Below are 22650 nucleotides of genomic sequence, written 5' to 3' on the forward strand. Positions count from 1 at the left end.
GGGTAACGGATCTAGGTAGTTTTTTATTCGTATACCTTTATCGCATTGTAGAACGTGTCACGTTCTACTGGAATTCGTCCAGCACCTTTTACTAACCAGATCAATTCATCGCGAGTGAGGCCTTCAGGTGTTAAGGCACCAGCCGCATGGCTAATGCGTTCTTTAAGAATAGTACCATGGACGTCAGAAGCACCGAAGTTCAGTGCAACTTGAGTAAGCTGAGGACCGATATTAATAAAGTACGCTTTGATGTGATCGAAATTATCCAGCATCAATCTGCTGATCGCAATCGTCTTCAGATCCTCATAAGCGGAGTTGCGGCGCATAATCCCTGCATTCTTGTTCTTAGGCTGCATAGATAATGGAATGAATACCATAAAGCCATTGGTTTCATCCTGTAGATCGCGGATCTGCATCATGTGCCGGATACGATCTTCATGAGATTCAATCGAACCGTAAAGCATAGTTGTATGTGTCTTCATGCCAAGCTGATGTGCTGTTCGGTGAACTTCCAGATATTCTTCCACATTAGCCTTATCTACGCGCATTTTTTTACGGTATTGATCGGATAATATTTCTGCGCCGCCACCAGTAAGTGTCTTAAGTCCTGCAGCACGCAGCTGCTCGAGTACCTCACGAATACTCAATCCGCTAATTCGGGTGAAAAAATCGATTTCGGCTGCAGTGTATGCTTTTAAGGTTACCTCAGGGAAACGTTCATTCAAGGCTTTTAAAGAATCCACGTAATACTGGAAAGGAACCTTGTCATTATGACCGCCTACGATATGGAATTCGCGCACACCTGGATGAATATGCTGTTCGACATATTGCACCATTTCCTGACCGGAAAGGGTATAAGCACCCTCTTCTCCATCATCTTTGCGGAAATTGCAGAATGCACAGTGAGATTCGCAAACATTGGTGAAATATAGACTCATGTTTTCGATAAAATATACCCTGTTGTTGTTCTTTGCAAGATTGACTTCATTTGCTAATTGGCCAATCGTAAGTAGGTCGTTACTTTGATATAAATAAACGCCATCTTCTAAATTCAATCTTTCGCCGCCACGAACTTTTTCAATAATGTTCATCATTCGGGCGTCTGTTTGGGGGGTGAAAAGAGTAGACATATAATAAATTCCTCCTGAAAGTTTTACGGGGTCCATTGCCCGCAGATAATTCCCAGACTTACCCAGACGGTAGCTGTTCATTCATGAAAATAAATCGGAGGTTTAGCCTCCGTGACAAATTTCCGAATTTTTACTTATGTTTGCCTTCCTTATTATAAACCTCTCTTATAAGGGGATCAACAGCTGGATATGGATGGTTTATTTTGGTCCGGCAGGTCAGGCATAAGGCAGTTGTGACTTGAGGGTAATGGAATAGTCGGTTATACTGAGTTTATTAAGTATATATTTTTAAGAAAGTAATTTTTGACCGGAAGGTCCCTTAAACATAAGTTTTTCTGTTGAAGTAAGTTAATTTATAGGAGGATATGATCATGATTAATATTAGCGAAAAGGCAGCAGAACAATTAAAGGCGATGCTTGCTGAACAAGAAGTGCCGAACATGTTCCTCCGTATTGGAGTAACGCCCGGCGGTTGCAGTGGATTCTCTTACGCTATGGGCTTTGATGATAATGAAACCGATCAGGACGTATATATGGACATCCAAGAAATGAAGGTTGTCGTGGAGAAAGAAAATCTTCGTTACCTTGATGGTCTCGAAATTGATTTTGAAGAATCCGGCATGACAGGTGGCTTCACCATTAATAACCCGAACGCTACTGCAACCTGTGGCTGTGGCTCAAGCTTCCGTACAGCTACGGATGCAGGAAAACCGAACGAAGAGCCTTGCTAATCGCGCGGTGTATCAACGTTTTTACCTCGTTGATCTGAACGGTAGCCGAGACGGTAGCCACTCGCGAACAGGCGTTTGGAACTGCGGATTGCGGCGGTGAAAATGAACGTTAACAACCCCGAAGGTCCGGAGTTAACAACCCGGAAATGGCCGTTTGTGGGTTGTGGATTACGACCTCTACGACGTATTTAGTCCGCGACTAATGCGTATTGGAGGTCGTTTTTATGTCGTTAAATAAACGTACACGGCGCGTTCCAAACGGAGCCCGCACGCTAAGAGAGTTTCCGAAGATAACGCTAGATCAAGCGTTAGACTTCGCGATTAATGCGAAAAGGTCAGAGGGATTGCGCGATCGGACGTTACTGGATTACGGAAAGCATTACGGTTACTTTCTAAAGTGGTTGAACGATAAGTATCCGGAGGTAGAGTACGCGGGGGATATAACGACGGCGATGGTGCGGGATCATATCGCGTTTATGAAGTACGATCAGGTGCGCTATGAGGGACACAAGTATATATCGGAAGAAAATCAGCGTGTAGGCCTGTCAGATACGACGGTTAATATCCGACTTCGTACGCTTAAGGCGATATTTAATCAGCTTGAGCGCGACGAACTACTTGAAATCAACCCGTTTACTAAGGTTAAGCTCATACGCCAGGACGTGGACTTAACGAATTGCCTTACGGATGATGAAGTTAAGGCGATACTAGCGCAGCCAAATCAGCGGGATTTCGTAGGTTTTCGGGATTATGTGGCGATTGTCACGATTTTAGACAGCGGGCTTAGAATTTCGGAATTACTAAAAATAAGCGTCACGGATATCGACTTTCAAACGCGATTTATCGTTCTACCTGGCGAGATGAACAAAAATAGAAAGCCGAGAATGGTTCCAATATCCGCACATACTGCGAAATTGCTGCTACAGCTTATCGAAGAGAATCGTCAATTTTTCACGACTAACCGAATATTCATGTCATCGTTTGGTGAGCCTGTAACCGCGACGCACTTCAATAAGCGACTGAAATACTACGGAGAGAAGGCGGGCGTATCCGGTAAGAAGATGACAGCGCACGTCTACCGTCATACGTGGGCTCGCGCTATGATATTAAATGGTGCGGACCCCTTTACCCTTCAAAAAATGGGGGGTTGGTCTGACATACGTACGATGCGCCGATATATTCAGATGGATACGGGCGATATGCGAAAGAGTCACGATGCGTATTCGCCCGCCGATCGGTTCATTAAGAAACGCAAATAAATAAGCGCTCGGTCCTTTTACGGATCGGGCGCTTTTCGTCGTTATATTATCGTTGATTTACCGTTGAATTAGCCGCGCTAACCCCTTCGGAGTGTATTCGTTAGTGGTGGCGTTTATTGCGCTAATTTGCGGTAAAAAAAGACCGCCCATTTAGTCGGTGCGGTCCTCTTCATCTATGTATTTTATTTTTCTATTATTAATAACTCCGAAATGTCATCTATTTCCAAAGCGTCAGCTATCTTAGCTAAGTGCTCCCGGTTAATACTTTTTCGCATATTGTTAGACAGTTCGCTAATAGAAGCTTGGCGCACGCCTGACATGTCCGATAGCTCTGTTTGTGTAATTCCTCTCGCTCGAATAATTTCATCCACTATTACGCGCACTTTTCTCAACGTTTTCACCGTCCTTGAACCCATTATAACCAAAGAAAAACAAATCGTAAATCAATCGTTGACATTATACGAATATACGTATAATATAAGGTCAACAGTTATACGATTATACGTATAAAATTATAGGAGGTTTCAAAAATGCCTAATCTTATTACAATCGCACCCGCTACTATAGACGTTTCCTCGTACCCAAGCCGCAGCCTTTCTAGGAGCGCCATTCGTAATCGCCGCTCGATGCTTAAATACGCTATTTGGCCGTTCGTAAAAGCCTTCGTTACTCTCAGCGCTATTATCGCAAAAGAATTATTCCTATAACAACGGAGGTGTTGTACCTATGAAGATGATTACCCTCGTACTCGGACCGTTTGATCCCGGCGAGTTTGAAACAATTCCGGCTTTCCTAGTCGATAACGACCGCGCTATCTTCGTCTTTGAAGGCGCACTATGGGCGCAGGTAGTACGTAAGAGCGCAACTCAAGCAGGCTTCTACGAAAGCAATAACGGCGATGATTCCGTAATGATCGCGGACGACGTGTCCGGCACGACCGCCGACGTTGTTCCGCCACTAGTTGAACGCTGGCAAGCTATGACCGCGCTGGATTTCATCGTGCGGGATATGGTCGGAGCTGTCTGCGACGAATTGGGGTTGACGATATAAACTACCGCCTGATGAGGGCCCGCTGCGGTGCGGGTTGAAACGGAGAGCTCACGTTTGAGCCGTCCGTCGCGGATTCCGCACTCATACAATAGTCGTCGGACTTTAAACGCGGAGGTCATTCATGGCACAAGCAATAGAAATCGGTTACGCGCTCGACCGCAGAACAGGAAATTTCATCGTTACTAAACTCGATTACACATTCCCCGCAAGTAGTAAATTCCGTCGCCAACAGATATGTGTCCTTCCTGGCGCATTTTTCCGCGCATTGCCTTCCGTTGATCGTAGATCCGTCGCTAATGTCATTGATATTACCGCTAACCAGGCGCATGAACTCGGCTTCATCGTCCGCGAAAAATCGGAGGTTCCAGCTTATGCAGCTTGCTAACGATTACGCCCGTCAGTTTCAGACGCTTTGTGCTGAGGTTGACAACGCCTATGCATTGTTAAACAAGGAACAGTCACGCCTAGATAAACAAGTGGCGGCGCTTTATCACGAAATTGAAAAGGTTGAGCTCGACGTATTAGGCGGATATAGTGCGGCTGTGAGTCTGCAGGAAGTCCTCCGGAAACGTCGCGTTGTTAAGGATGAATTTTCTGCGCTTGACCAACTGCGTAGGGTGACGGTGCGTTGTATATCCGAAGCAGATAAGGCCCTCAGTAGGCATGCGGACAAGCACGAAAGATGGTGCGCGGACTTTAGAATTACGATGTCTATCAGTGACATTATAGAGATGCCAATATGAGGGAGGTGAGAACCAATGTACTATCCGCATAAGTCAAAACTATTCACACGCACACGTCACGCGATTCTAGTTCGCGCACACGACGGAGAACTCGTACGCCTTAATAATCGAGCTGGGCTCCGCTGTGTACGTTTGGGTTAACGATTAGTATCATTTGAAATGACGGTAATCATAGCGCCAACTATGACTGCTGCCTAAGTTCAACTTAGTGTAGTTTTAACCGACACTTTGTCCGCGCCTGCCGATTGTAGTCGGAGGGACTGCCTCGCGGAACGATTTACCGAAGTGCCATACGCTAATATGGACCGCTACTCTTCGGGTAACAACGTAAGAGGTGTCTGTGATACGCCAATGTCACCAACTTCTTGCGGGTATTCCGGACAACTTCGCTTATCGGGCGGTGGAGTTGTCCTTTGTTTTATAATTAGTAATACGTACGTATGTTCTAAAGGTTCCAAAAATATCAATAAATTTATTTCTGTTTACAAACGCTATATGTTGGGTTATTTTTACTTACGAATACAATATATAGTGTATGGAGACGCGGACGAAGGGCACGTGTACCAGTTTGCTCAATTAGTGTCCATATCTATAGTATAGGTATTTTATTTTCGGAAGACGGTGCGGGAGAGGAAAGTGTACACCAATATTATCGTATAGTGTGTGCGAATCGCTTGAGGACGTCGGCTTTATTTATATAGCGGGCGTACGGAATGCGATCGACCTACGTTATATTAATTGTACGGAAAGTGTGCGAAACGGAATCGGGATACGTTATTACTATTAGGGAGTTAATTATTAGAGAGGGGTTGGCGGAATGGTTGAATGGAGAATGGCACGAGGCGGGGCTGCGGAGTGTAACGTAATGCTCGATGTATTGGAGTGCGGATTCGATCCGGAAAAGCCGTACACAGCGCTATCCGTTCATGATCTGACGGTTGCCGGTCTGCGCATCCAAGTCAAACGTGGAGAGAACAACGGGACTAACGTAAAGGCGGACATACGCCGTCCTTCTGCTAAAGCTCGTCACTATACTTCGGACGAAATTGACGTCTTCGCGATTGTTGATCCGGTCAGTCGGCGCGTCGCTTACCTACATATGACGGAGCTTACTTTTTCGCGAAGACTGACGCTGTTTCTAATACGCGATCATTCACGTGCAGGGCTACCTTCCGCCTATCAAGCGCAATACTTCGAAGATTATACGGATTTCCGGCGAGTGTTAGAGGTCGCGCAGAATGCCCACGCAACCGCTGCGTAGTTTACTTGAAAGGAGCGCCGCTTATGTCCAAAACGCATAACGTCGGCTTCACCGCTATTCCTAACGTCCTCTATCGCGAGTATTTAGCGCTAGAGGATTTCACCGTAGAAACTGCGGGCTTTTACGGGTTCTTGCGTTCATGGTGTCAACAAGACCCGCTGCACCATATGCACGGTAAAACGTGGCTAAATCAACGTGAAATGACGGTGCGATCCGGACTATCTCCGTATAAAATCCGTAGCCACGTCGAAACGCTGAAAAAGTATGGACTGCTGACGGTAACGAAGTCGAGTATAGTCGCGAACAAACTGATATACGAGCCGCTACCACCGCTTACGTCGGCGGAGTTTTACACAAAATACGGACAAGGGGAGGAAACGGAATATGAGCGAAATGAGAGATAAGGCGGAAATAGCGATCACGCAGAAGACGAAGGTTCTTGAACGGGGAGAGGGCGGCGGGTATACTCCGGTTCCGCACGACTTATTCCGGACGGTGCTTCCGGACCTGCACGCCAGGTACTCGAAGCCAGACGCCAGGGATGCGCTATTCCTATTGATGTATCTACACGCGTATGTAAACGGGACGTCCGCGAATGAGTATTATATGTGGGCGTTTCCGACCGTTGCGCAGATACGGATTGCGACCGGTATTCATGTTGACCGAATAAAACCGCTGTGCGATATCTTGGAACGCGAGGGGTTACTTATCACGAAGCGGATACCTTGGAGCGGTAACACAAAGAAGTTATATCTGCCGCTATTTTACTCCGAAATAACAGCGATTCCTATAGACGGAGCGGCTTGATTCGTGTTTACAGGAACCGTCGCATTCTGTTCTATAGGAAAGTAATAAGAACGAATAAACAAGAACGAATAAACAAGAATAAACATTTCCGTGTCGTCATTTCATTCCTAACGGACGCGTCGAAATAAGTTCGCTTACGCTCACTGATTTCTAGCGAGATATGGTAATCTGCGCGTTTAGTAGTGTATTAGGTACACATATATTAAGTGCGCAAGTTCTTAAACCTGAGAAACAGCAAAGATACCGGATGTTAAACCATTTCATATCCATTAGGAGGAACCTATGTCGAATATTTCGCTAGAGCTAAACTGTCCGCGCCCGCCCTTAACGCTAGTCCCAACGCCGCCACTCGCCCACCTCCGAAAAGTCGCGAAGGAGACCGTAACCGCCGATACGCTAGACGCCGCCCCGTTAATAGCGAAATACGCAGCCGCTATCGAAGACGTTCTCGCCACAACGACGCGCCGTGATCTCATCGTTAATATCGTTCCGCCGGATAGCAATAACGCTAAGGCCGCCCGTGTGTCTCGCTCTAGGTTTTGGGAAGCGGTCGAAACGATGGGTCAGCGCTTGGATTACGTTATCGAGAACAACGATAGGTCTGCATTGAAGGCCGCAGCTTGGACGCGAACACGCGAAGAATGGGCGGAGCTGGAACGGGATTATATAGGATTCCCGCCGCTAATTCACGAAGACTACGCGGAGCCGAATTACTGCGCCGCATGGGACTGTCACCGATCCGCTCGCCGTCGCTCTATATATTGCTGTGATCGTTGCCGGAACGAGCAGAAAGCGGCGAAACTACGCTTTGAAACGACCGGTACGTATCTACCTCGAAAGGCGTACGAGAGTGTGCGAAACGCATACGAGGACAAAGCTACAGGGTCGCATACGGCTGGAGAGGGTGCCGCAGCGATGGTCGGCGCGGATGGACATAACTACCGCCTGCCTGTCCGCCGTAAATTGACCGACCGTGTGCTAACGGATATGGAAATGAAGCGCGCGGAAGCCGTAGCTCCTGGTGAGGTTATCCGGTACAATCTAGCTGACGTAGACTACTACGTTGATGAGTGCGGTCACTATCATATTTCGCGAAAAGAAATGGCAGAAATAGCGGCTTAGCGCGTGTTTTCGTGGAATAATTTTATATAGTTAGTAAGGAGGACAGCTTATTAGGCATTGGCTGTTTTCCCCCTGAGTTTGTGTTACCCCTTGAGGCGATTAGACGCGGAAGCGTTTGGTCGCTTTTCTTTTTGAATAATGCTTTAACACATAAAAGCGCGAAAGGACGCGGGTGAATGAACGGTACTCAATCGAGGGCGGCAACGTGGTGTGACTATATTCGCCCCGACAGAACATGCGTATTAATGGAAGCCCTATCGACCCAAACAGATCCAAGGTGCAAATGTTTCCGCGATCAGCCGGAGCGCTGCCGCTATCTTGAACTACATATTTTAGGAGGAAGACGCTAATGAGTGAAGTTAGGTATATGCGCGTTAAACACTCGGTTGAGGACGGAACACATCATATTCATATTATTCCGCCAGGTTCTCGATGGCCGTTTAAAGAAGGACATTTCCCCGTAGAAGATGACTTTCGGACGGTTGATGCACTATTTAGCGGCATCTATGAAGCGGAGGAATACAAGGAGATGTTCGAGGCGACTGAGATCGCCGTATCTTCAACGGATAAGGAAGGGTTTGCGGAATGGTGTAGTCAAATAGGCGTGAAGGAGGCGGATGAGAAATGATTATCACCGTTTATCAGCAGGTTTATGTCTGCGGTGCAAACACGAAAGTCCACGTAACCATAACGGGAACGGACGGCGAAGTAATCGCGCGTAAATTCGTCTCATACGAAGCTTATCCGCTTGCAACGATCGCGGACACTCACCGTGCAGGATTGTTGCGCACCTTACGCCGCAGCTTTGAGCTTGAAACGATTATCTACGATTGCAACGTTAGGGGCCGCATTGAATATACGCCAAAAAGAAGCGGTTGGAAAACGAAACAAATCAACCACCCAAGAATGTATCCGGCGGAGACGCCACGGATTGCGTGGGAAGAACCTACGCCAGAAGAGGAAGACATCTCCGATGAACAGGAAACGCACTAGTTGTTCGCGAGAAAGGAGGCGATAATCGTGCGCGTGGCGATCGGAAAGACATTACGTAGCTATTGCGTGTATGCATGGTTCAGACATCTAAAATTTAAGTGGTAGGAGGGGCAAAGTTGGAAGAAGAACAAGAGCAATTAGAACAGGAACAACAAGAGGAAACGCCGGCTAAGACGTGGGAAGAAGAACGCGCCGAGCTCGAACAGAAAGCGGCAGACCTAGCAGCGCAGCTTCATACAACGCGTGTGAGTGCGGCATTTTACCGTAAGGCCAGCGCAGCCGGTATCGTAGACCCGGATAAACTCGCGGGTATCGTTAATCTATCCGGCATTACGTTTGATGACGCGGGTAATGCGCAAGGTATCGACGAAATTCTAACGGCCGTAACTGCTACAGCGCCAAGGACGCAACCGATATCAATAGGCGGCCCAGGCGGAGGGGGTGAGCCCTACGTTAGATCAAAAGCGCATTTTCTCGCAGAAGCAGCGGAAAGAGCACGCAATAGTGGACGAGCCGAAGACGTAGCTGCTTATGCAGCATTGAAGCACCAAACAAAATAAAAACATAACAGGGGGTCATTAATTTGACAATTTATTCAAACGCACTTATCGGTAAAAGGGAATCCGTAGTAGACGAAATCATGCTTCTCAACCCAACACAGGCGCCTATGTTGAACTTACTAGGCTTCGGCGAGCCAGTCACATCAACCACGCACACATGGTATGAAGATGAGGTCTTTGCTACTCGATCGAAGGTTACCGCCGCTGCTACCGCCGCCGCTACAGAACTTACCGTCGAATCCGTAGAGCCTTTCCGAGACAGAACCATCGCGGAGATTGGTGACGAAGCTGTGCTAATTCAGGCAGTTGATGCTGCGGCTAAGAAGCTTACGGTAGTGCGGGGATATCAAGGAACAACGGCAGCCGCTATTACAGTAAATACGGCAATCGAGGTTCTATACGGAGATGGCAAGGAAGGCGCGGACGCGCGAGAGTCAAGATTCAAAGCGCGCACCAAAGAGGATAACGTGACGCAAATCTTCGAGGATTCAATCAGCGTGACAGGTACCGCAGAAGAAATCGCGCAATACGGAATCGGCGGCGCAGGGTTGTATGAATACGAGAAGGCCAAAAAGCAGCTCGAAGTAGCGCTTCAACTCGAAAAGGCGGTCATTGGTGGACGTAAGTTCGATAGCGGTAATTATCGGACAATGCGAGGAATCCGCAATTTCATCACCACCAACGTAAAGACCGTATCCGGACCGGTCACTAAAGCTATGCTCGACGATGTGGCGCAGCTTATTTATTCCGCTGGCGGCTTCGCTTCCGGTAGCGCTGGCTATACGTTCGTCGTTCCGTCGGTTCAAAAACGCGCAATCAGCGATTTTTCTATCTCGCAAATTCGTGTAACACAACAAGAGAATGCGCGCGGTCAGGTTGTTGACCATATCGTAAACGACTTCGGAAGATTCCAGGTTGTAATGAACGACAATCTGAAACCGGATGAAATCCTGTTTATCGACACAAACCGGATCAAGATTCGTCCTCTTGGGGGGCGCTCATTCGGACACACGTATCTCGGAAAGTTGGGCGATTATACTACCGGCCAATTAGTAGGGGAGTATACGCTTGAGTTTAAGCAAGAGAAAGCGCACGCCCGCATTAAGGGTCTGACATCTTAATTAAATACGAAATAACTACGGCGGGGCCTTCGGGCTCCGCTTTTTTATTTATAAGGGGGAAGTTAAATGGACGAATTGTATCGAATTAACCTCGCGGCAATCATTACGCAAGCAGACCTTATCGCGCAAATTAAGGACGCAGAGGGAACGGACGAAGAAAAGCAAGAAGCAATCCGGTACTCAATGCGCGGCATTTTATTCGCACTACAGAATATCGGAGTAATCCCGGAAACACTAGACGTAGAGGAAGACATAGCGCTTGACTTGTTAACGCCGATTATGGCGGAGGTGTTGCGTTAATGACAACGGGAGGCGCAACTAACGTCGGAGAAATACGCGCGCGGATTACGCTTGAAATGGCGGATTTCCGGCGCCAAATGGACGAGTCCCGTCGACGTATTCAAGATTTGGAACGGGATAGCAGACGTAGCGCCGACGGAATGCGCGATATGTCTTCGGCGCTTGCGGGGATAGGTGCAGGCGCGGCCCTTACGAAGCTCGTTTCCGAGATGAAACAGGCCGTTGACGCAGCTACGAAGCTTTACAACGCTTTTCAAGGTTTAAACGCAGTTGCTAAGGGATTCGGTATACAGACGAAAGACGCGCAACAGGCCGCGCAGGATTTAGCTAAACGCGGGTTCCTGTCACTTACTGAATCGGTATTAGCGTATAAAACCGCTATGTCGACGGGGTTAGGGTTGGAGGAATCGACGAAGCTTATCAACTCGCTTGCAGATTCCGCAGCGTATAACCGTCAATCCTTCTACACAATGGGTGGCGCAATTCAAGCCTCATTGGACGGGATTAAGAACGGTAACTCAACACTTTCAGATGCGGTAGGCGTTACGAAGAACCTATCCGTGATGCAAGCAGAGTACGCGAGGACGATCGGAACGACAGCGGGTAAATTGTCAGACAGCCAGAAGATTCAGGCCGCGTACAACGGGTTTGTTAATGAAGGCGCGATATTCACCGGAAATGCGGACCAAGCAATGCAAGATTTCACCGGCACACAAGCGCGGTTCACTGCTGCGACTGATGAAGCTACAGTAGCTTTCGGACAAGCATTTACGCCGCTGTTTAAAACCGTACTCGAAACGCTGACGCCGACAATCATTGCGCTCGCCGAGTTTACCACCGAAAATAAAGCGCTTGTATCCGCGGCCGCTGCGAGTTCGGTTGGCGTACTAGGACTCGTTGCAATTCTCGCGACAGTACCGCCTGTGCTGGCTCTTATTTCTAAAGGTTTAAAGGCGATGCAGTTAGCGGCTGGGCCGATAGGCTGGATTACGTTAGCTGTCGGAGCATTGGCCGGAGGTTTCGCCTACCTAAAGACCGCGCAATCAGAAGCCGCTAACGCTACAAAGGAACTCGCGAAGGCACAGTCCGACCTCAATGCGGTATTAAATAAGCGGGATATTGATCGCACGGCTGCGGATGTCGAAGAGTTAAAGGCAAAAACGGAGGAGCTAACGCCTGTCCTCGCGGAACGCGCGCGGCTACAAGAGCGGTTAAACGAGCTTCAAGCGGCTCAAAAGGCAGGAACAGCACTTCCGGAAATGTATACGGAACTTCCCGATATTATCGATGCAATCAGTATACTCGACGATAAGCTCAATAACCTCGGATATACCGGCGTAGAAAACGCGACGGAAAAACAGCGCGAGATGAACGCGGTCATAGAGAAAGGCGTTATCGCCTTATCTGCGCAGGACAAAGCGGAAGCCGCCGCGCTTGCTACGAAAAAGCAGACGCTAAAGGAAATGTCCGCTATGGCTGCGGAGTTTAAAACGCTCAACTCTGCGCAGGAGCTCGACGCGTCACAGAAAAGCCGCCTCGTTGATATTACGCAGAAGTTGGTAGAGCAGTATCCGGAATTGAACGCTCAACAAGGCGAGGACGGAAGAATTCGCGCTAGTAACATCGATGTAATTATCGACCAAATTGCGACGGATAAGCGTTTCACAGACATGGCCGCTGATAACACCTTGGCACGTATACGTAACTCCGCTAAAGAAAGTGAAGCGGTAGCGAAGTCAATTCAGAACCAGATTGATAACTACACTAGGCTCATTCGCGCAATGTCGGCAGTAGCCGGTACAAAGGCGGGAACTTTCGAGGAAGATATGGCGGCAAAGGCGGAGGCCACCCAACGCAAGAAGTCGCGCAACGTCGGTGATATCGTGATGAATGGCGCGCTGGAGATAATGGTATCCTCCGGGGCATCTACCGAACTTGAGAAGCAACGGGACGAAGCAATCAAAGAGCAACAGAAGTATTCCGACGCAGCTCGTGATCTCGAAAAGCTAGCCGCCGAGGTTGAAACGGGTACCCAAACGTTCACGAAGGATATCATCGCGCCAGATGCTCCGAAAGCTCCAAAGGGAAAGAAGGAAAAGACGGGTAAAACTCCGGCTGAACTCGCTGCTGAGCTACGCGAGAAGTTATACAATACTGACCTAAAGACCGTCCAGTTCCAAGCGGATTTCTACGATATGACGGCGGATCAACAGATAGCGAAATACGATGCGCTTAAGAAGAAACACGCTACCTTCCTAATGGAATCGGTAGATGACGCCCGGACGCTAACCCTACAGCTCAAGCGACTATCTGAGGACTCCACTAAGTCCCGTTATGACTTCTCCGCTACCTGGATAGACGCGGAAGAAAAGCGTATGGAAGATAGCGGTAAGTCGGAGTTAAGTATTGCGGAAATGAAGCTCGCAAGCTGGACGCGATTACGTAATCGTTACGCCAAGGACAGCGCAGAGTATGTCGCCGCCGACGTTCAAGTCCGCCAATCACGTAAGGACGTTGCGCAAGAAACCGCCGCGGAGGAAAAGAAGCTTTACGACCAGAGGACGACTCTTATCGAAAGGGAAATCCGCCGACTTGAGGACTCCGGAGCTACAGAGGCTGAACTCGCGGACTATAAAGTCGATGCCTGGACGAAGCTGCGCGCGAAGTATAGTTCGGATACTACGTTCTATGCGCAAGCAGACGAACAACTCTACCAATCGCGGAAGACACTCGTTACGAAGACGATAGACTTAGCGGATAAGCTAATAGACGCCGAGAAAAAGCGCATTGATTCTGCTAAGAAAACGGAGCTCGCAGCGATTGAGGAACGCAAGAACGCATACGTTAGCGCTCAAGATGCGAAGATTCAAGCGCTCGACGATCTCCTAGCAGCGGAAACGCAGGCTAATACAGACGTAGATTTCGATACGGCTCTAGCGGAGAAGAACAAGCGTATTGCGGAGTTAGCTTCGGCGGTTGGACCGGAGGGACTTGAGGAACGCAGAAAGACAATCGAGGAACGCGACAAGATGCTTCTCGACCATGACCGCGACCTCCGTAAACGTGAACTCGAATCGCAGAAGACGGCGCTCCAAAAGGAAAAGGAAACGCAGCTCACAGCGTATGAATCCGAAAAGAGCGCAGCCGAAGCGCAGTACGATGCGTTAACAGCCGCATTCGATGCGTATAGTGGCGATATTAAAACGATCGAGGACGGAATTGCGGCTTATCGCGTTAGTTCTAGCGGCTCGGCTAATACGCAGATTCTTGCGGAGCTCGATACGTTCGTAGCGCAATACAACGCAAAGATGGCGGCAGTAGCACAAGCGCAGGCAGCCTCGCAGAAGGACGCCGACCTCCAAGAGTACAACAGCAACAAAGACGCGTTCACATCGGCTAAGGCTCGCGGAGATAAGGAGGAAATGGCGCGATTAGCAGCGCGTAACGAATCCCTGCGCAAGTTGTACGGAGTGACGACCGATACTGGCGAGAAGCTGCAGCATTTTAGCGAGGGAGGAATCGTTAAGGGCGCACCGGGCGCGGCTGTACCAATTATCGCCCACTCAAACGAGTTAGTGCTCAACTCCGCCCAACAATCAGCGCTGTTTGATATGGTTGCGCGTCCGCGTATGAGTCCAGCAGCTCCGGTAGCTCCGACTTATATCACGCAGAATATCGACATGGGCGCGGAGAATGTTACGCTGACTGACCGTGCCGACGTAGGTATGTATTATGACGAGAAGGTACGCGCTGCTTTAAGAATGCAGAACACAGGAGGGAAAATAACTGAATGAACCATTTAACGGTACATGACAAAAATAGAAGGCTCGTCGGACATTTAAGCTCTGCGTATGATGTTACGCGGCTCCGACGTATTAACTCAGACGATGCACTTACGTTCCTCGTCCCGATGACTTCCGTAGACTATATTGACAACATACAAGTTAAAGGCCACGTAATGGACGAACGCGGTCAATATTACGTAATTAACTCGCGTAAACGAATCCGTGACGACCGTAAGTTAACCGCGCAGATATCCTGCCAGCACGTTATGTTCAAGCTCGGAGACGTACGGATGCCTTACGATTCATATATCCGAGAAGCTTACGGCGTACACATTTCGCACCTATTAGATAAGATTAAGGAGGCCTCTCGGGGTCTCTTTTCTTTTGTCGTACATGATACGTTCGACCTTTTCGATGTAAAGGATTGGGGCCGAGGAACAGCGCTCCAAGCATTGAATGATACGGTGAGTTTGTACGGCGTTGAAATTGAACCGGACAATTACGTTATCCATGTTTGGAAGAAAATCGGCGATGCTAATTCCGCCCTACAATACCGTATCGGTAAAAATATCGTATCCTCAGAGTTTCAAGACGACGGTTCTGCGCTAGTTACTCGTATGTTTGCAACGATGAAGGACGATCGGACATGGATCGGTCAACCCGCGTCGATACTTACAGCGGAGGAAAGAGCTCGTTTAGAGGCGATACCTGGCGCTATAGTTGACGGGCTTTTACGCGTTAATTACCTCGTATCGCAATATGCGCCAGTATGGGCGAGCGATGGCCTTCCGTACTTGGACGGGGAGATTACGGAACAGAACATAACGGATACGCTTGAATTACTGACGAAGACTCGCGCAGCCCTTGCGAAGATGGAGCAGCCGGTACTTGAGCTTTCACTACAGGCAGCCGACTTGTACAAGATCGACGCAAATGAACTACGTCCCGGCCTAGGCGACACGGTTACTTGTGTTGATCCGGATATGGGGCTTACACACGTAACTGCGCGCATTATTGAGCTAACGGAATTCCCGTTCGCTAAAGACAAACACGCTCAAATTACGATCGCTAACGTCATGCGACGGGACAACGCGCAGATCATGGCGGACTTGAATAAGGCGAAACAGGTCATTAACGACGTGACGAGCGGCGGACGTATCCGCGCAGACGCATTCGAAGAGTTCGCACGCCTTGCCGTTATCGACGTTAACGCGAGTAAGACGGAAATTAAGTATGACGAACGCGGTATCATCCTAGAGAGTAAAGCGAACGCGAATGACCTTGTAGCGCTGACCTCAAACGGGATATATGTATCAACGGATGGCGGAGCAACCGCAAGGACGGCGATAACGTCGAAAGGAGTAGCTGCGGAACAAGTTATAGGACAATTCGGTAACTTCGTATCTATGTTGATCGGACAAGGTAATAACGTTGTTCAGATTAATCCGCATGGGATCGCTGCCGGTCATGCGGACTTTAACAGCGCTCCTTTCCGTTTGGATATGGAAGGAAACGTTGTTGCGCGTAAGATCAAACTAACGGGCGAGGTTGAGAACAGCGAAGTTATATCGTCACTCATCCGTGCGAGCAGGATTATAGGTAACGAGATTGAAGGCGGAATCATTACCGGGGCGAAGATCATCGGAGGTAGCATCACATCGGATACCGATATTAACGTTACAAGAGATGCGCGTGTAGGCAATAACCTATTCCTCGGATTGGCTGGCGCAACTAACGATAGAAGAATTGAGTTCGTAGACCCTAGTATCTACGAGGCGTATATCTCGTTTGCTGCGCAGCCTAGAGAGTTAAGAATCCGCGCAGCAAACGATATACGTATAGATTCTGGGCTCGACCTTCACTTAAAAGGTATGTATGTTCTCTTAGAGCCAACGTTCGCAGGTGCTGCTTATGTAGGTTCCGCATCAGAGGCGAATCGTGTTGTAACTGCGTCAGAACTTGACGCTTTATGGTCAGCGCTTAACGGTAAGGCAAACTTCAATCACTCCCATACTCTCACACTGCAAAATCATAATCATGGTAGCGCGACGCTCGTACCTTCAGGCGGAGGAACGTTCACCGTCTCTTAATATATCTTTCATGTTGCGAATCTCTTGGGTATACTTGGAAGAACACTACACTTAGGAGGTTCGCACATATGAAGAAGAAAATAGTAGGGATTGTAGCAGCGGCGTTGTTACTTGGTGGTTCAATAGGATTCGCAGCGAGCTCGTCGTTAATTGGCGCTAAAGTTTCCGGAATGTATACGATAAAGCAAGACGGAAAGAAGATTGCAGATGCGATTGTAGTAAATAACTCGGCCTACGTACCTGTGCGCACAATGTCCGAAGCGACCGGAACGGGGCTGACGGTAGAAGGGAAGACGATAATATTGGAGAGTAAGGAAACGGAGAAGCCAACCGCAACACCCGAGACTGGTACGACGGTTGCGGAGCCAGTGAATACACAGCGAGTTCTTTCGGAGGCTGAGAAGACCGTGTTGCGCGAACGGCTTGCGAGTAGTGGTGCTGTCATTGATCGTTATAACGAAGTAATTGCACAGACGAAAGCCGAGATTGCGGCACCTAAGGAATCATCGAATATAGCGGAATTGCAGAAATTCGTAGTAGACATCGAATCACGCATAGCTGCGACTGAGGCCATTATTTCGGACATTAAGGCGCAGCTCGATAAATAAAGTCTCCGTCAGGCTGACGGAGAGTCTATACGCACACATAACGGCCGTCCTTTGGGGCGGTCTTTTTAATTACGAAAGGGGACGTTATTTTATGAAAATGCGCTCATTATTGGAATGTACGATAGACACCGCTAATCCTACCGTTGAACTTACGACTGTTATTTCCGCTGTACTGGCGGTTAATCCCGGTCGAGAAATCGACATATTGCGCGTACTTGATGAAGCGATCGGACATGCGTTAGCACAGGCGGAGGGAGACGCGGACAATGGGGCGTAAGAAGCGCGCACGTCCACCGCTGGACGAACGCCATTACTTAGCGATTGAGCTACTAACGACGGTGCCGACGCCTAACCTTGACGATATAGCGCAGGCCTGTACGATAGACAGGCGTACGTTATACCGTTGGCGCCAGCGTAAGGACTTCGATAAGGAGATGCGCAAGGTATCACGTAGGAAGATGGAAGCGCGGCGTCCACGTATAAAGCGCAGACCGTTACCTACGACCGTTGACGGGATCGAGCGCCTGTTTATAGATTGCGGATTTATGTAGAGTACGAAATTCGCGCGTGTAACCTTGCGTCGGATTGACTCACAACGAAACGGAAGATAACGTAATCGCGCGTAAACGTAAGCATGACGGGGATAAGCGGGGATTATGCGCAGGATATAACGGGACATAAAGCGTCCCATTTATATACGTTATGGCGTTATTTCGTACGTGTGGGGGTTGCGGAAACCTTCGGGTTATGCGCGTTTCACCTGCACGAGGCTCCGGACGGACGGCCCCTCTGAAATTTTCGGGGGGTCAGCGTAATTCCGGTTCTACCCGCTGCATAAACGCATGTATATACGCAATCGGACTCCGTGCATAAATTGCCAGCGCTAGGAACGTGATAACAGCGCCAGTCCTTACGGTTACAAGGATTGCGGAGTCCGACCGCTGGAAATGTATATTCAACGTATAACGTGCGTTTATGCAACGGATAGACAAACGTAGGCGGGGCGCGGGTTTGCGGCGTGTGCGGAGGGTTGTTAATCACTTATCCATTACCCGCGTGAATGTATATCGTATGCATTACGAATAGGGCGTAGGCTGGGACCCCATCCGCCCCACGCTCAGACCCGCATTCTGCTGTACACTAAATTCGCGAATTATTTTTTTATCCGGGGGTCGGAAATAGCGGTCATATTGGCGTAGTTTTTCGAAGGAGAGTCCGACACAAGAGGCGCGGTCTTTGCGGAGTAATATCCGTAGGGGCCGCGCCTTTTTTTGCGTTTATATTAATATTGAAGAAACGCGCTTCTGACGTTGCAATCCACGCGCCATTAGGGTAAGATACGGTTAGTGAGATTAAGCGTTGTAGAGGCGCGTAATTAACAAGTGGTTGTGCGGATTAACAATCCCCAACACCGTCCAAAAACGTTGATCTGACGGGGTTTTTAGCCGACCGTTAGCCTAACGTCGATTCACCATTAATAACCCGAACGCTACTGCAACCTGTGGCTGTGGCTCAAGCTTCCGTACAGCTACGGATGCAGGAAAACCGAACGAAGAGCCTTGCTAATCGCGACGTTACGCCTTCAAGCCCCATGTTGAGTTCTACAACACGGGCTTGGAGGCTTTTTTTATTCTCAATGACAAAAGTCATCACAAGGAGCTCTAAGCATGCTAATTAGGAAATTAAACGCAGAAGAACAACCACCCTTACATTTGCTGTTATTAGCCGATCCTTCCCTAAGTCTTGTTGAAGCGTATTTAAAAAGAGGGCAATGTTTTGTAGCTGAAGTGGAGAATTGCATTATAGGTGTCTATGTTTTGCTACAAACGAGACCTGAGACAGTGGAGCTAGTAAATATAGCCGTTGATGAGAATCAGCAAAGTAAAGGGATAGGAAAGCAGTTGGTCTATCATGCGATTCAGAATGCGAGATTACTTGGTGCGAAGACGATTGAAGTGGGTACGGGGAATTCTAGTGTAGGACAACTGGCTCTTTATCAGAAATGTGGATTTAGAATTACCGGAATCGATAGAGATTTTTTTATCAGACATTATAGTGAAGAGATTGTTGAAAATGGGATCAAGGTAGTGGATATGATCCGTCTTACGCTAGATATATAAGTGACATACAAGCAAAAGCCCTCCGATGGAATTCCTCGAGAGGGCTTTTGTTTGTTCAAATATAAGAAAGTATAGGTTTCACGTTATACATTATCCTTATATTTCTCGCAAAACGCATACCGTCCTTAAGGGACGTTGAAGGCGTTTTTGCTTCCTGCGTACAATTAGGCTGGAATAATAAACTTGTAATTAATCATAAACACGATGAGCCCTGCGGCTCCAAGGGAAAAGGCAATACAGCCAGCACCCAGTGCTCTGCGTCTGTCTTTAATGAATTTAAAGCCAATAGCGCAGATCAGTATAGTCGTTCCAGCCAATACGATGGACATCCCAAGCATGGCCACCCAATATAATACTTCGAAAAACTGAGCCATTCCGAGCCCTCCCTGCGCTGTTTTTTAGCGAGCCTCTAAATCATAATTATATAGTAGGAATTGAAAATGTAACCGCTATTAATAATACAACGATTTTGAAGATTATTCTAGTTATAGTGAACTCATCCATTGCGATTTAGATGTCGAATGTTTAGAAATGAGATTCTACAAAATCTGCAATCTATCCTGCGAGGTTGAGAATGTTGTCGATACAAGCTCTAAGCCCTTTTTGCTAAGAGCTTCCTCCTACACGGACAATCATACAAGAGGGTGGGGCCTTTTCTGAGTAATGTATAGGGTAGGCTGGAATGTGAAAGGAGGGAAAGGACGATGTCGGGAAGACAATTGGCTAGCAAATGGTTGAAGACAGAAGCATTGCTCAGTGACGCGAGGGTTTCTCATTATATACCAATGACGAGGGTGTATTCAGCTGACTCACTGTTAGCCATGCTCCGGAGATACGGAAATGTTGTTATTAAACCAATAGTTGGCGGTGGAGGCTACGGTGTAATTAAAGTATTTCGGGATAGTAGAGGTTATGGATTTACTTATATGGACAGAACTCGAATTTACAAGGACTTTAGATCCATGAGACGAGCGCTTCATTTCGTCAAGGTTAGACGTAAGTATTTGATTCAACAGGGGATTTCTCTCGCCAGAATTGGTGGGCGTCCTATTGATTATCGGGTCAAAGTAGTGAAAAATGGCGGTGTTTGGGAGTTTCGCTCTATGGTGGGAAGATTGGCCCGGCCTGGCCTGTTCGTAACTAATTTATGTAAAGGAGGCACGATGCTTTCTTGTCGTGAAGGACTTCGCAGATCCTTGCCTCGAATTAAAGCCTCAGCGAAGAAAGCAGAAATGCGCAGGCTAACGCTCGTATGTATCGAACTGATGGAGCGGCATTTCCCTGGAATAGGCGAACTGGGTTTTGATTACGCCGTGGATTATTCAGGTAAAATATGGATTCTGGAGGTTAATACAAGACCTCAGTAAATTAACAAAAATTTTAGAATTGACGATAATAGAGTAGTAAGATAAAATTGCGTTTAGTTGCGTTCTTTTGGGGTAAATTATATTGTAATTTATTTACAATAAAAATATATTTTTAGCTGTATACAAGTGGTTCAGTCCTGTGTATAACTATTATCCCCATATTCCACTGTGCAGTTATCACCTTTGTAACGCTTACGCACATATTATACACAGGATTTCCACATGTACTTGTGGATAACACGAACGCTTGTTCGAAAAATGATAGTTTGATATGATAGATTCAGATCCAAATACAGGAAAGGTAGATGAACGTTATGGTTGAATTGTCCGATGAGATGCTTCTAGACTCTTACCATAGAGCGATAGAACTGCAACTAGAGCATGATTTCATCGCTCTTCTACTCGTTGAGATTCGCAAACGAAACTTACACTCTCCAGTTCATGCGGTTCTTCATTAAAAGAGCGCAAAGTATACCTTTGTAGCTGGCTACATATAAATAAACCGCGAGTCACAAACATAAAAGGGTATCCTGATAGGCTGTTGTTGATAGGCCTATCAGAATACCCTTTTTTATTGTAGTAGATAGAATTAGAGTTTCATATTACTGCTGTGTCCTGGTGAAAGCTTGGCTTCTGGATCGATGTAGACTTTTGCGTTATTCACAGCCGTTGGGGCTTCGCCGAATCCTACAGCAATTAGCTTCAGCTTACCTGGATACGTGGTGATATCGCCGGCAGCAAAGATTCCTGGAATACTCGTTTCCATACGTGAGTCTACGACAATGGAGTTTCCTTCAATGTCGATACCCCACTCTGCAATGGGTCCCAGAGAGGAAACAAATCCGAAATTGACGATTACACTGTCGACTTCGATTTCTTGCGTTTCCTTGGTCTTGATATGAGATAAGGTAACCTTAGTAATAAACTCGTCACCATGCAGTTCTGTAATTTCAGTAGGTGTAATTACGTTAACTTTGGAAGCCATCAGATTCTCTACGCTGTGCTCATGCGCACGGAATTTATCCCGGCGGTGAATCAGGGTTACTTGCTCCGCGATCGGTTCCAGCATTAGTGCCCAGTCTACTGCAGAATCTCCACCACCGCTAATCAGAACTTTTTTATCTTTAAAGGCATTTAAATCATTTACAAAATAATGAAGGTTGGCTTTTTCAAACCGTCCTGCGTCTGGCAGTTCTAAACGACGAGGTTCAAAAGCGCCTACGCCAGCTGTAATGATAATAGCTTTACTGTGATATTCTGCTACATCAGTTGTAACTACAAAATGGCGTTCGTCCCGTTTCTGAACAGAAATTACTTTCTCCTCCAGCCGGATATTCGATTGGAACATATCCATTTGCCGTGTCAGGTTGTCAACCAATTCTTGTGCAGTTACTTTTGGGAAACCTGCTACATCATAAATGTATTTTTCTGGATAAAGTGCAGCGAGTTGTCCTCCCAATTGGGGCATACTTTCAATAAGTGTTACTGATGCCTGACGCATCCCACCGTAAAATGCGGCAAACATGCCAGCTGGACCGCCACCTATGATTAAAAGGTCGCTCATAGGAACGCCGGATTGCTCTTGTGTCACGGGATATTACAC

General features: G+C 47.7%; 26 protein-coding genes and 1 pseudogene. 23 read left to right on the plus strand and 4 right to left on the minus strand.

Translation table 11 applies throughout. The features are described from left to right. Nucleotides 1-23: 23 nt before the first annotated feature. Nucleotides 24-1130: an aminofutalosine synthase MqnE gene (gene mqnE, locus ACWNM1_RS11625; RefSeq protein WP_076285245.1), complete on the minus strand. Its 1107-nt coding sequence runs from the start codon at nucleotides 1128-1130 to the stop codon at nucleotides 24-26. A gap of 371 nt (nucleotides 1131-1501) precedes the next feature. On the opposite strand from mqnE, the gene ACWNM1_RS11630 reads away from it, so the two are divergent. Then, the gene (locus ACWNM1_RS11630; protein WP_042191575.1) at nucleotides 1502-1861 is read left to right on the plus strand and encodes a HesB/IscA family protein; all 360 of its coding nucleotides are present in this window, start codon (nucleotides 1502-1504) and stop codon (nucleotides 1859-1861) included. Nucleotides 1862-2085: 224 nt separating this feature from the next. Continuing rightward, nucleotides 2086-3120: a tyrosine-type recombinase/integrase gene (locus tag ACWNM1_RS11635; protein WP_076178963.1), complete on the plus strand. Its 1035-nt coding sequence runs from the start codon at nucleotides 2086-2088 to the stop codon at nucleotides 3118-3120. A 182-nt stretch (nucleotides 3121-3302) separates the two neighbouring features. On the opposite strand, the gene ACWNM1_RS11640 is transcribed toward ACWNM1_RS11635, so the two are convergent. Next, nucleotides 3303-3503: a helix-turn-helix domain-containing protein gene (locus tag ACWNM1_RS11640; protein ID WP_449601063.1), complete on the minus strand. Its 201-nt coding sequence runs from the start codon at nucleotides 3501-3503 to the stop codon at nucleotides 3303-3305. Between the two features lie 343 nt (nucleotides 3504-3846). Here ACWNM1_RS11640 and ACWNM1_RS11645 point away from each other — a divergent pair, with 343 nt between their 5' ends. From ACWNM1_RS11645 to ACWNM1_RS11735, 19 genes and pseudogenes are all read left to right on the plus strand, one after another. Beyond that, nucleotides 3847-4170, plus strand: coding sequence for a hypothetical protein (locus ACWNM1_RS11645; RefSeq protein WP_449601045.1), 324 nt, complete (start codon nucleotides 3847-3849; stop codon nucleotides 4168-4170). A 121-nt stretch (nucleotides 4171-4291) separates the two neighbouring features. Continuing rightward, nucleotides 4292-4555 carry a hypothetical protein gene (locus ACWNM1_RS11650; RefSeq protein ID WP_449601046.1) on the plus strand — a complete coding sequence of 88 codons (264 nt, stop codon included), beginning with the start codon at nucleotides 4292-4294 and terminating at the stop codon, nucleotides 4553-4555. Continuing rightward, nucleotides 4542-4913: a hypothetical protein gene (locus ACWNM1_RS11655; RefSeq protein WP_449601047.1), complete on the plus strand. Its 372-nt coding sequence runs from the start codon at nucleotides 4542-4544 to the stop codon at nucleotides 4911-4913. The genes ACWNM1_RS11650 and ACWNM1_RS11655 overlap by 14 nt, the downstream gene beginning before the upstream one ends. 817 nt (nucleotides 4914-5730) lie before the next feature. Next, complete coding sequence (locus ACWNM1_RS11660) at nucleotides 5731-6174, plus strand: hypothetical protein (protein WP_449601048.1); 444 nt, start codon at nucleotides 5731-5733, stop codon at nucleotides 6172-6174. Nucleotides 6175-6197: 23 nt separating this feature from the next. Then, nucleotides 6198-6578, plus strand: a complete 381-nt coding sequence (locus ACWNM1_RS11665; RefSeq protein WP_449601049.1) for a hypothetical protein — start codon at nucleotides 6198-6200, stop codon at nucleotides 6576-6578. Next, nucleotides 6559-6981, plus strand: a complete 423-nt coding sequence (locus ACWNM1_RS11670; protein WP_449601050.1) for a hypothetical protein — start codon at nucleotides 6559-6561, stop codon at nucleotides 6979-6981. The genes ACWNM1_RS11665 and ACWNM1_RS11670 overlap by 20 nt, the downstream gene beginning before the upstream one ends. 282 nt (nucleotides 6982-7263) lie before the next feature. Next, nucleotides 7264-8103, plus strand: coding sequence for a hypothetical protein (locus tag ACWNM1_RS11675; protein WP_449601051.1), 840 nt, complete (start codon nucleotides 7264-7266; stop codon nucleotides 8101-8103). Between the two features lie 349 nt (nucleotides 8104-8452). Then, complete coding sequence (locus ACWNM1_RS11680) at nucleotides 8453-8731, plus strand: hypothetical protein (protein ID WP_449601052.1); 279 nt, start codon at nucleotides 8453-8455, stop codon at nucleotides 8729-8731. After that, nucleotides 8728-9096, plus strand: a complete 369-nt coding sequence (locus tag ACWNM1_RS11685; protein ID WP_449601053.1) for a hypothetical protein — start codon at nucleotides 8728-8730, stop codon at nucleotides 9094-9096. The genes ACWNM1_RS11680 and ACWNM1_RS11685 overlap by 4 nt, the downstream gene beginning before the upstream one ends. A 116-nt stretch (nucleotides 9097-9212) precedes the next feature. Next, nucleotides 9213-9656, plus strand: coding sequence for a phage scaffolding protein (locus ACWNM1_RS11690; RefSeq protein ID WP_449601054.1), 444 nt, complete (start codon nucleotides 9213-9215; stop codon nucleotides 9654-9656). A 23-nt stretch (nucleotides 9657-9679) separates the two neighbouring features. Next, nucleotides 9680-10777: an SU10 major capsid protein gene (locus ACWNM1_RS11695; RefSeq protein WP_449601055.1), complete on the plus strand. Its 1098-nt coding sequence runs from the start codon at nucleotides 9680-9682 to the stop codon at nucleotides 10775-10777. A gap of 66 nt (nucleotides 10778-10843) precedes the next feature. Next, nucleotides 10844-11077, plus strand: a complete 234-nt coding sequence (locus tag ACWNM1_RS11700; RefSeq protein WP_449601056.1) for a hypothetical protein — start codon at nucleotides 10844-10846, stop codon at nucleotides 11075-11077. Then, the gene (locus ACWNM1_RS11705; RefSeq protein ID WP_449601057.1) at nucleotides 11077-14871 is read left to right on the plus strand and encodes a hypothetical protein; all 3795 of its coding nucleotides are present in this window, start codon (nucleotides 11077-11079) and stop codon (nucleotides 14869-14871) included. The genes ACWNM1_RS11700 and ACWNM1_RS11705 overlap by 1 nt, the downstream gene beginning before the upstream one ends. Beyond that, nucleotides 14868-16952: a phage tail protein gene (locus tag ACWNM1_RS11710; protein WP_449601058.1), complete on the plus strand. Its 2085-nt coding sequence runs from the start codon at nucleotides 14868-14870 to the stop codon at nucleotides 16950-16952. Before ACWNM1_RS11705 ends, ACWNM1_RS11710 begins: the two co-directional genes overlap by 4 nt. Nucleotides 16953-17020: 68 nt before the next feature. Beyond that, nucleotides 17021-17560 (plus strand): hypothetical protein, encoded by a 540-nt coding sequence (locus tag ACWNM1_RS11715; protein ID WP_449601059.1) that lies wholly within the window; start codon nucleotides 17021-17023, stop codon nucleotides 17558-17560. A 91-nt stretch (nucleotides 17561-17651) separates the two neighbouring features. After that, nucleotides 17652-17837, plus strand: a complete 186-nt coding sequence (locus ACWNM1_RS11720; RefSeq protein ID WP_449601060.1) for a hypothetical protein — start codon at nucleotides 17652-17654, stop codon at nucleotides 17835-17837. Next, nucleotides 17827-18111 (plus strand): phBC6A51 family helix-turn-helix protein, encoded by a 285-nt coding sequence (locus ACWNM1_RS11725; RefSeq protein ID WP_449601061.1) that lies wholly within the window; start codon nucleotides 17827-17829, stop codon nucleotides 18109-18111. Before ACWNM1_RS11720 ends, ACWNM1_RS11725 begins: the two co-directional genes overlap by 11 nt. 916 nt (nucleotides 18112-19027) lie before the next feature. Next, nucleotides 19028-19126 (plus strand): annotated as a pseudogene (locus ACWNM1_RS11730) (iron-sulfur cluster assembly accessory protein); the annotation flags it as partial. Between the two features lie 101 nt (nucleotides 19127-19227). Then, nucleotides 19228-19680, plus strand: coding sequence for a GNAT family N-acetyltransferase (locus ACWNM1_RS11735; protein WP_076285244.1), 453 nt, complete (start codon nucleotides 19228-19230; stop codon nucleotides 19678-19680). A gap of 164 nt (nucleotides 19681-19844) precedes the next feature. Here ACWNM1_RS11735 and ACWNM1_RS11740 read toward each other — a convergent pair whose 3' ends face one another. Further along, the gene (locus ACWNM1_RS11740) at nucleotides 19845-20054 is read right to left on the minus strand and encodes a hypothetical protein (RefSeq protein ID WP_042191571.1); all 210 of its coding nucleotides are present in this window, start codon (nucleotides 20052-20054) and stop codon (nucleotides 19845-19847) included. 330 nt (nucleotides 20055-20384) lie between these two features. On the opposite strand from ACWNM1_RS11740, the gene ACWNM1_RS11745 reads away from it, so the two are divergent. Continuing rightward, nucleotides 20385-21047, plus strand: coding sequence for a YheC/YheD family protein (locus ACWNM1_RS11745; RefSeq protein WP_280787892.1), 663 nt, complete (start codon nucleotides 20385-20387; stop codon nucleotides 21045-21047). 314 nt (nucleotides 21048-21361) lie between these two features. Beyond that, nucleotides 21362-21505: a sporulation histidine kinase inhibitor Sda gene (sda, locus tag ACWNM1_RS11750; protein WP_036685584.1), complete on the plus strand. Its 144-nt coding sequence runs from the start codon at nucleotides 21362-21364 to the stop codon at nucleotides 21503-21505. Nucleotides 21506-21636: 131 nt separating this feature from the next. Here the strand turns inward: sda and ACWNM1_RS11755 are convergent, their stop codons facing one another. Continuing rightward, nucleotides 21637-22611 (minus strand): NAD(P)/FAD-dependent oxidoreductase, encoded by a 975-nt coding sequence (locus tag ACWNM1_RS11755; protein WP_094877850.1) that lies wholly within the window; start codon nucleotides 22609-22611, stop codon nucleotides 21637-21639. Nucleotides 22612-22650 lie beyond the last annotated feature (39 nt).

Source organism: Paenibacillus sp. Marseille-Q9583 (assembly GCF_976954365.1).

What these genes read in the sequence shown, in the direction of transcription:
- mqnE (WP_076285245.1), bottom strand. Translation starts at nt 1,130, where the DNA reads ATGTCTACTCTTTTCACCCCCCAAACAGACGCCCGAATGATGAACATT.
- ACWNM1_RS11630 (WP_042191575.1), top strand. Translation starts at nt 1,502, where the DNA reads ATGATTAATATTAGCGAAAAGGCAGCAGAACAATTAAAGGCGATGCTT.
- ACWNM1_RS11635 (WP_076178963.1), top strand. Translation starts at nt 2,086, where the DNA reads ATGTCGTTAAATAAACGTACACGGCGCGTTCCAAACGGAGCCCGCACG.
- ACWNM1_RS11645 (WP_449601045.1), top strand. Translation starts at nt 3,847, where the DNA reads ATGAAGATGATTACCCTCGTACTCGGACCGTTTGATCCCGGCGAGTTT.
- ACWNM1_RS11650 (WP_449601046.1), top strand. Translation starts at nt 4,292, where the DNA reads ATGGCACAAGCAATAGAAATCGGTTACGCGCTCGACCGCAGAACAGGA.
- ACWNM1_RS11655 (WP_449601047.1), top strand. Translation starts at nt 4,542, where the DNA reads ATGCAGCTTGCTAACGATTACGCCCGTCAGTTTCAGACGCTTTGTGCT.
- ACWNM1_RS11660 (WP_449601048.1), top strand. Translation starts at nt 5,731, where the DNA reads ATGGTTGAATGGAGAATGGCACGAGGCGGGGCTGCGGAGTGTAACGTA.
- ACWNM1_RS11665 (WP_449601049.1), top strand. Translation starts at nt 6,198, where the DNA reads ATGTCCAAAACGCATAACGTCGGCTTCACCGCTATTCCTAACGTCCTC.
- ACWNM1_RS11670 (WP_449601050.1), top strand. Translation starts at nt 6,559, where the DNA reads ATGAGCGAAATGAGAGATAAGGCGGAAATAGCGATCACGCAGAAGACG.
- ACWNM1_RS11675 (WP_449601051.1), top strand. Translation starts at nt 7,264, where the DNA reads ATGTCGAATATTTCGCTAGAGCTAAACTGTCCGCGCCCGCCCTTAACG.
- ACWNM1_RS11680 (WP_449601052.1), top strand. Translation starts at nt 8,453, where the DNA reads ATGAGTGAAGTTAGGTATATGCGCGTTAAACACTCGGTTGAGGACGGA.
- ACWNM1_RS11685 (WP_449601053.1), top strand. Translation starts at nt 8,728, where the DNA reads ATGATTATCACCGTTTATCAGCAGGTTTATGTCTGCGGTGCAAACACG.
- ACWNM1_RS11700 (WP_449601056.1), top strand. Translation starts at nt 10,844, where the DNA reads ATGGACGAATTGTATCGAATTAACCTCGCGGCAATCATTACGCAAGCA.
- ACWNM1_RS11705 (WP_449601057.1), top strand. Translation starts at nt 11,077, where the DNA reads ATGACAACGGGAGGCGCAACTAACGTCGGAGAAATACGCGCGCGGATT.
- ACWNM1_RS11710 (WP_449601058.1), top strand. Translation starts at nt 14,868, where the DNA reads ATGAACCATTTAACGGTACATGACAAAAATAGAAGGCTCGTCGGACAT.
- ACWNM1_RS11715 (WP_449601059.1), top strand. Translation starts at nt 17,021, where the DNA reads ATGAAGAAGAAAATAGTAGGGATTGTAGCAGCGGCGTTGTTACTTGGT.
- ACWNM1_RS11720 (WP_449601060.1), top strand. Translation starts at nt 17,652, where the DNA reads ATGAAAATGCGCTCATTATTGGAATGTACGATAGACACCGCTAATCCT.
- ACWNM1_RS11725 (WP_449601061.1), top strand. Translation starts at nt 17,827, where the DNA reads ATGGGGCGTAAGAAGCGCGCACGTCCACCGCTGGACGAACGCCATTAC.
- ACWNM1_RS11735 (WP_076285244.1), top strand. Translation starts at nt 19,228, where the DNA reads ATGCTAATTAGGAAATTAAACGCAGAAGAACAACCACCCTTACATTTG.
- ACWNM1_RS11740 (WP_042191571.1), bottom strand. Translation starts at nt 20,054, where the DNA reads ATGGCTCAGTTTTTCGAAGTATTATATTGGGTGGCCATGCTTGGGATG.
- ACWNM1_RS11745 (WP_280787892.1), top strand. Translation starts at nt 20,385, where the DNA reads ATGTCGGGAAGACAATTGGCTAGCAAATGGTTGAAGACAGAAGCATTG.
- sda (WP_036685584.1), top strand. Translation starts at nt 21,362, where the DNA reads ATGGTTGAATTGTCCGATGAGATGCTTCTAGACTCTTACCATAGAGCG.
- ACWNM1_RS11755 (WP_094877850.1), bottom strand. Translation starts at nt 22,611, where the DNA reads ATGAGCGACCTTTTAATCATAGGTGGCGGTCCAGCTGGCATGTTTGCC.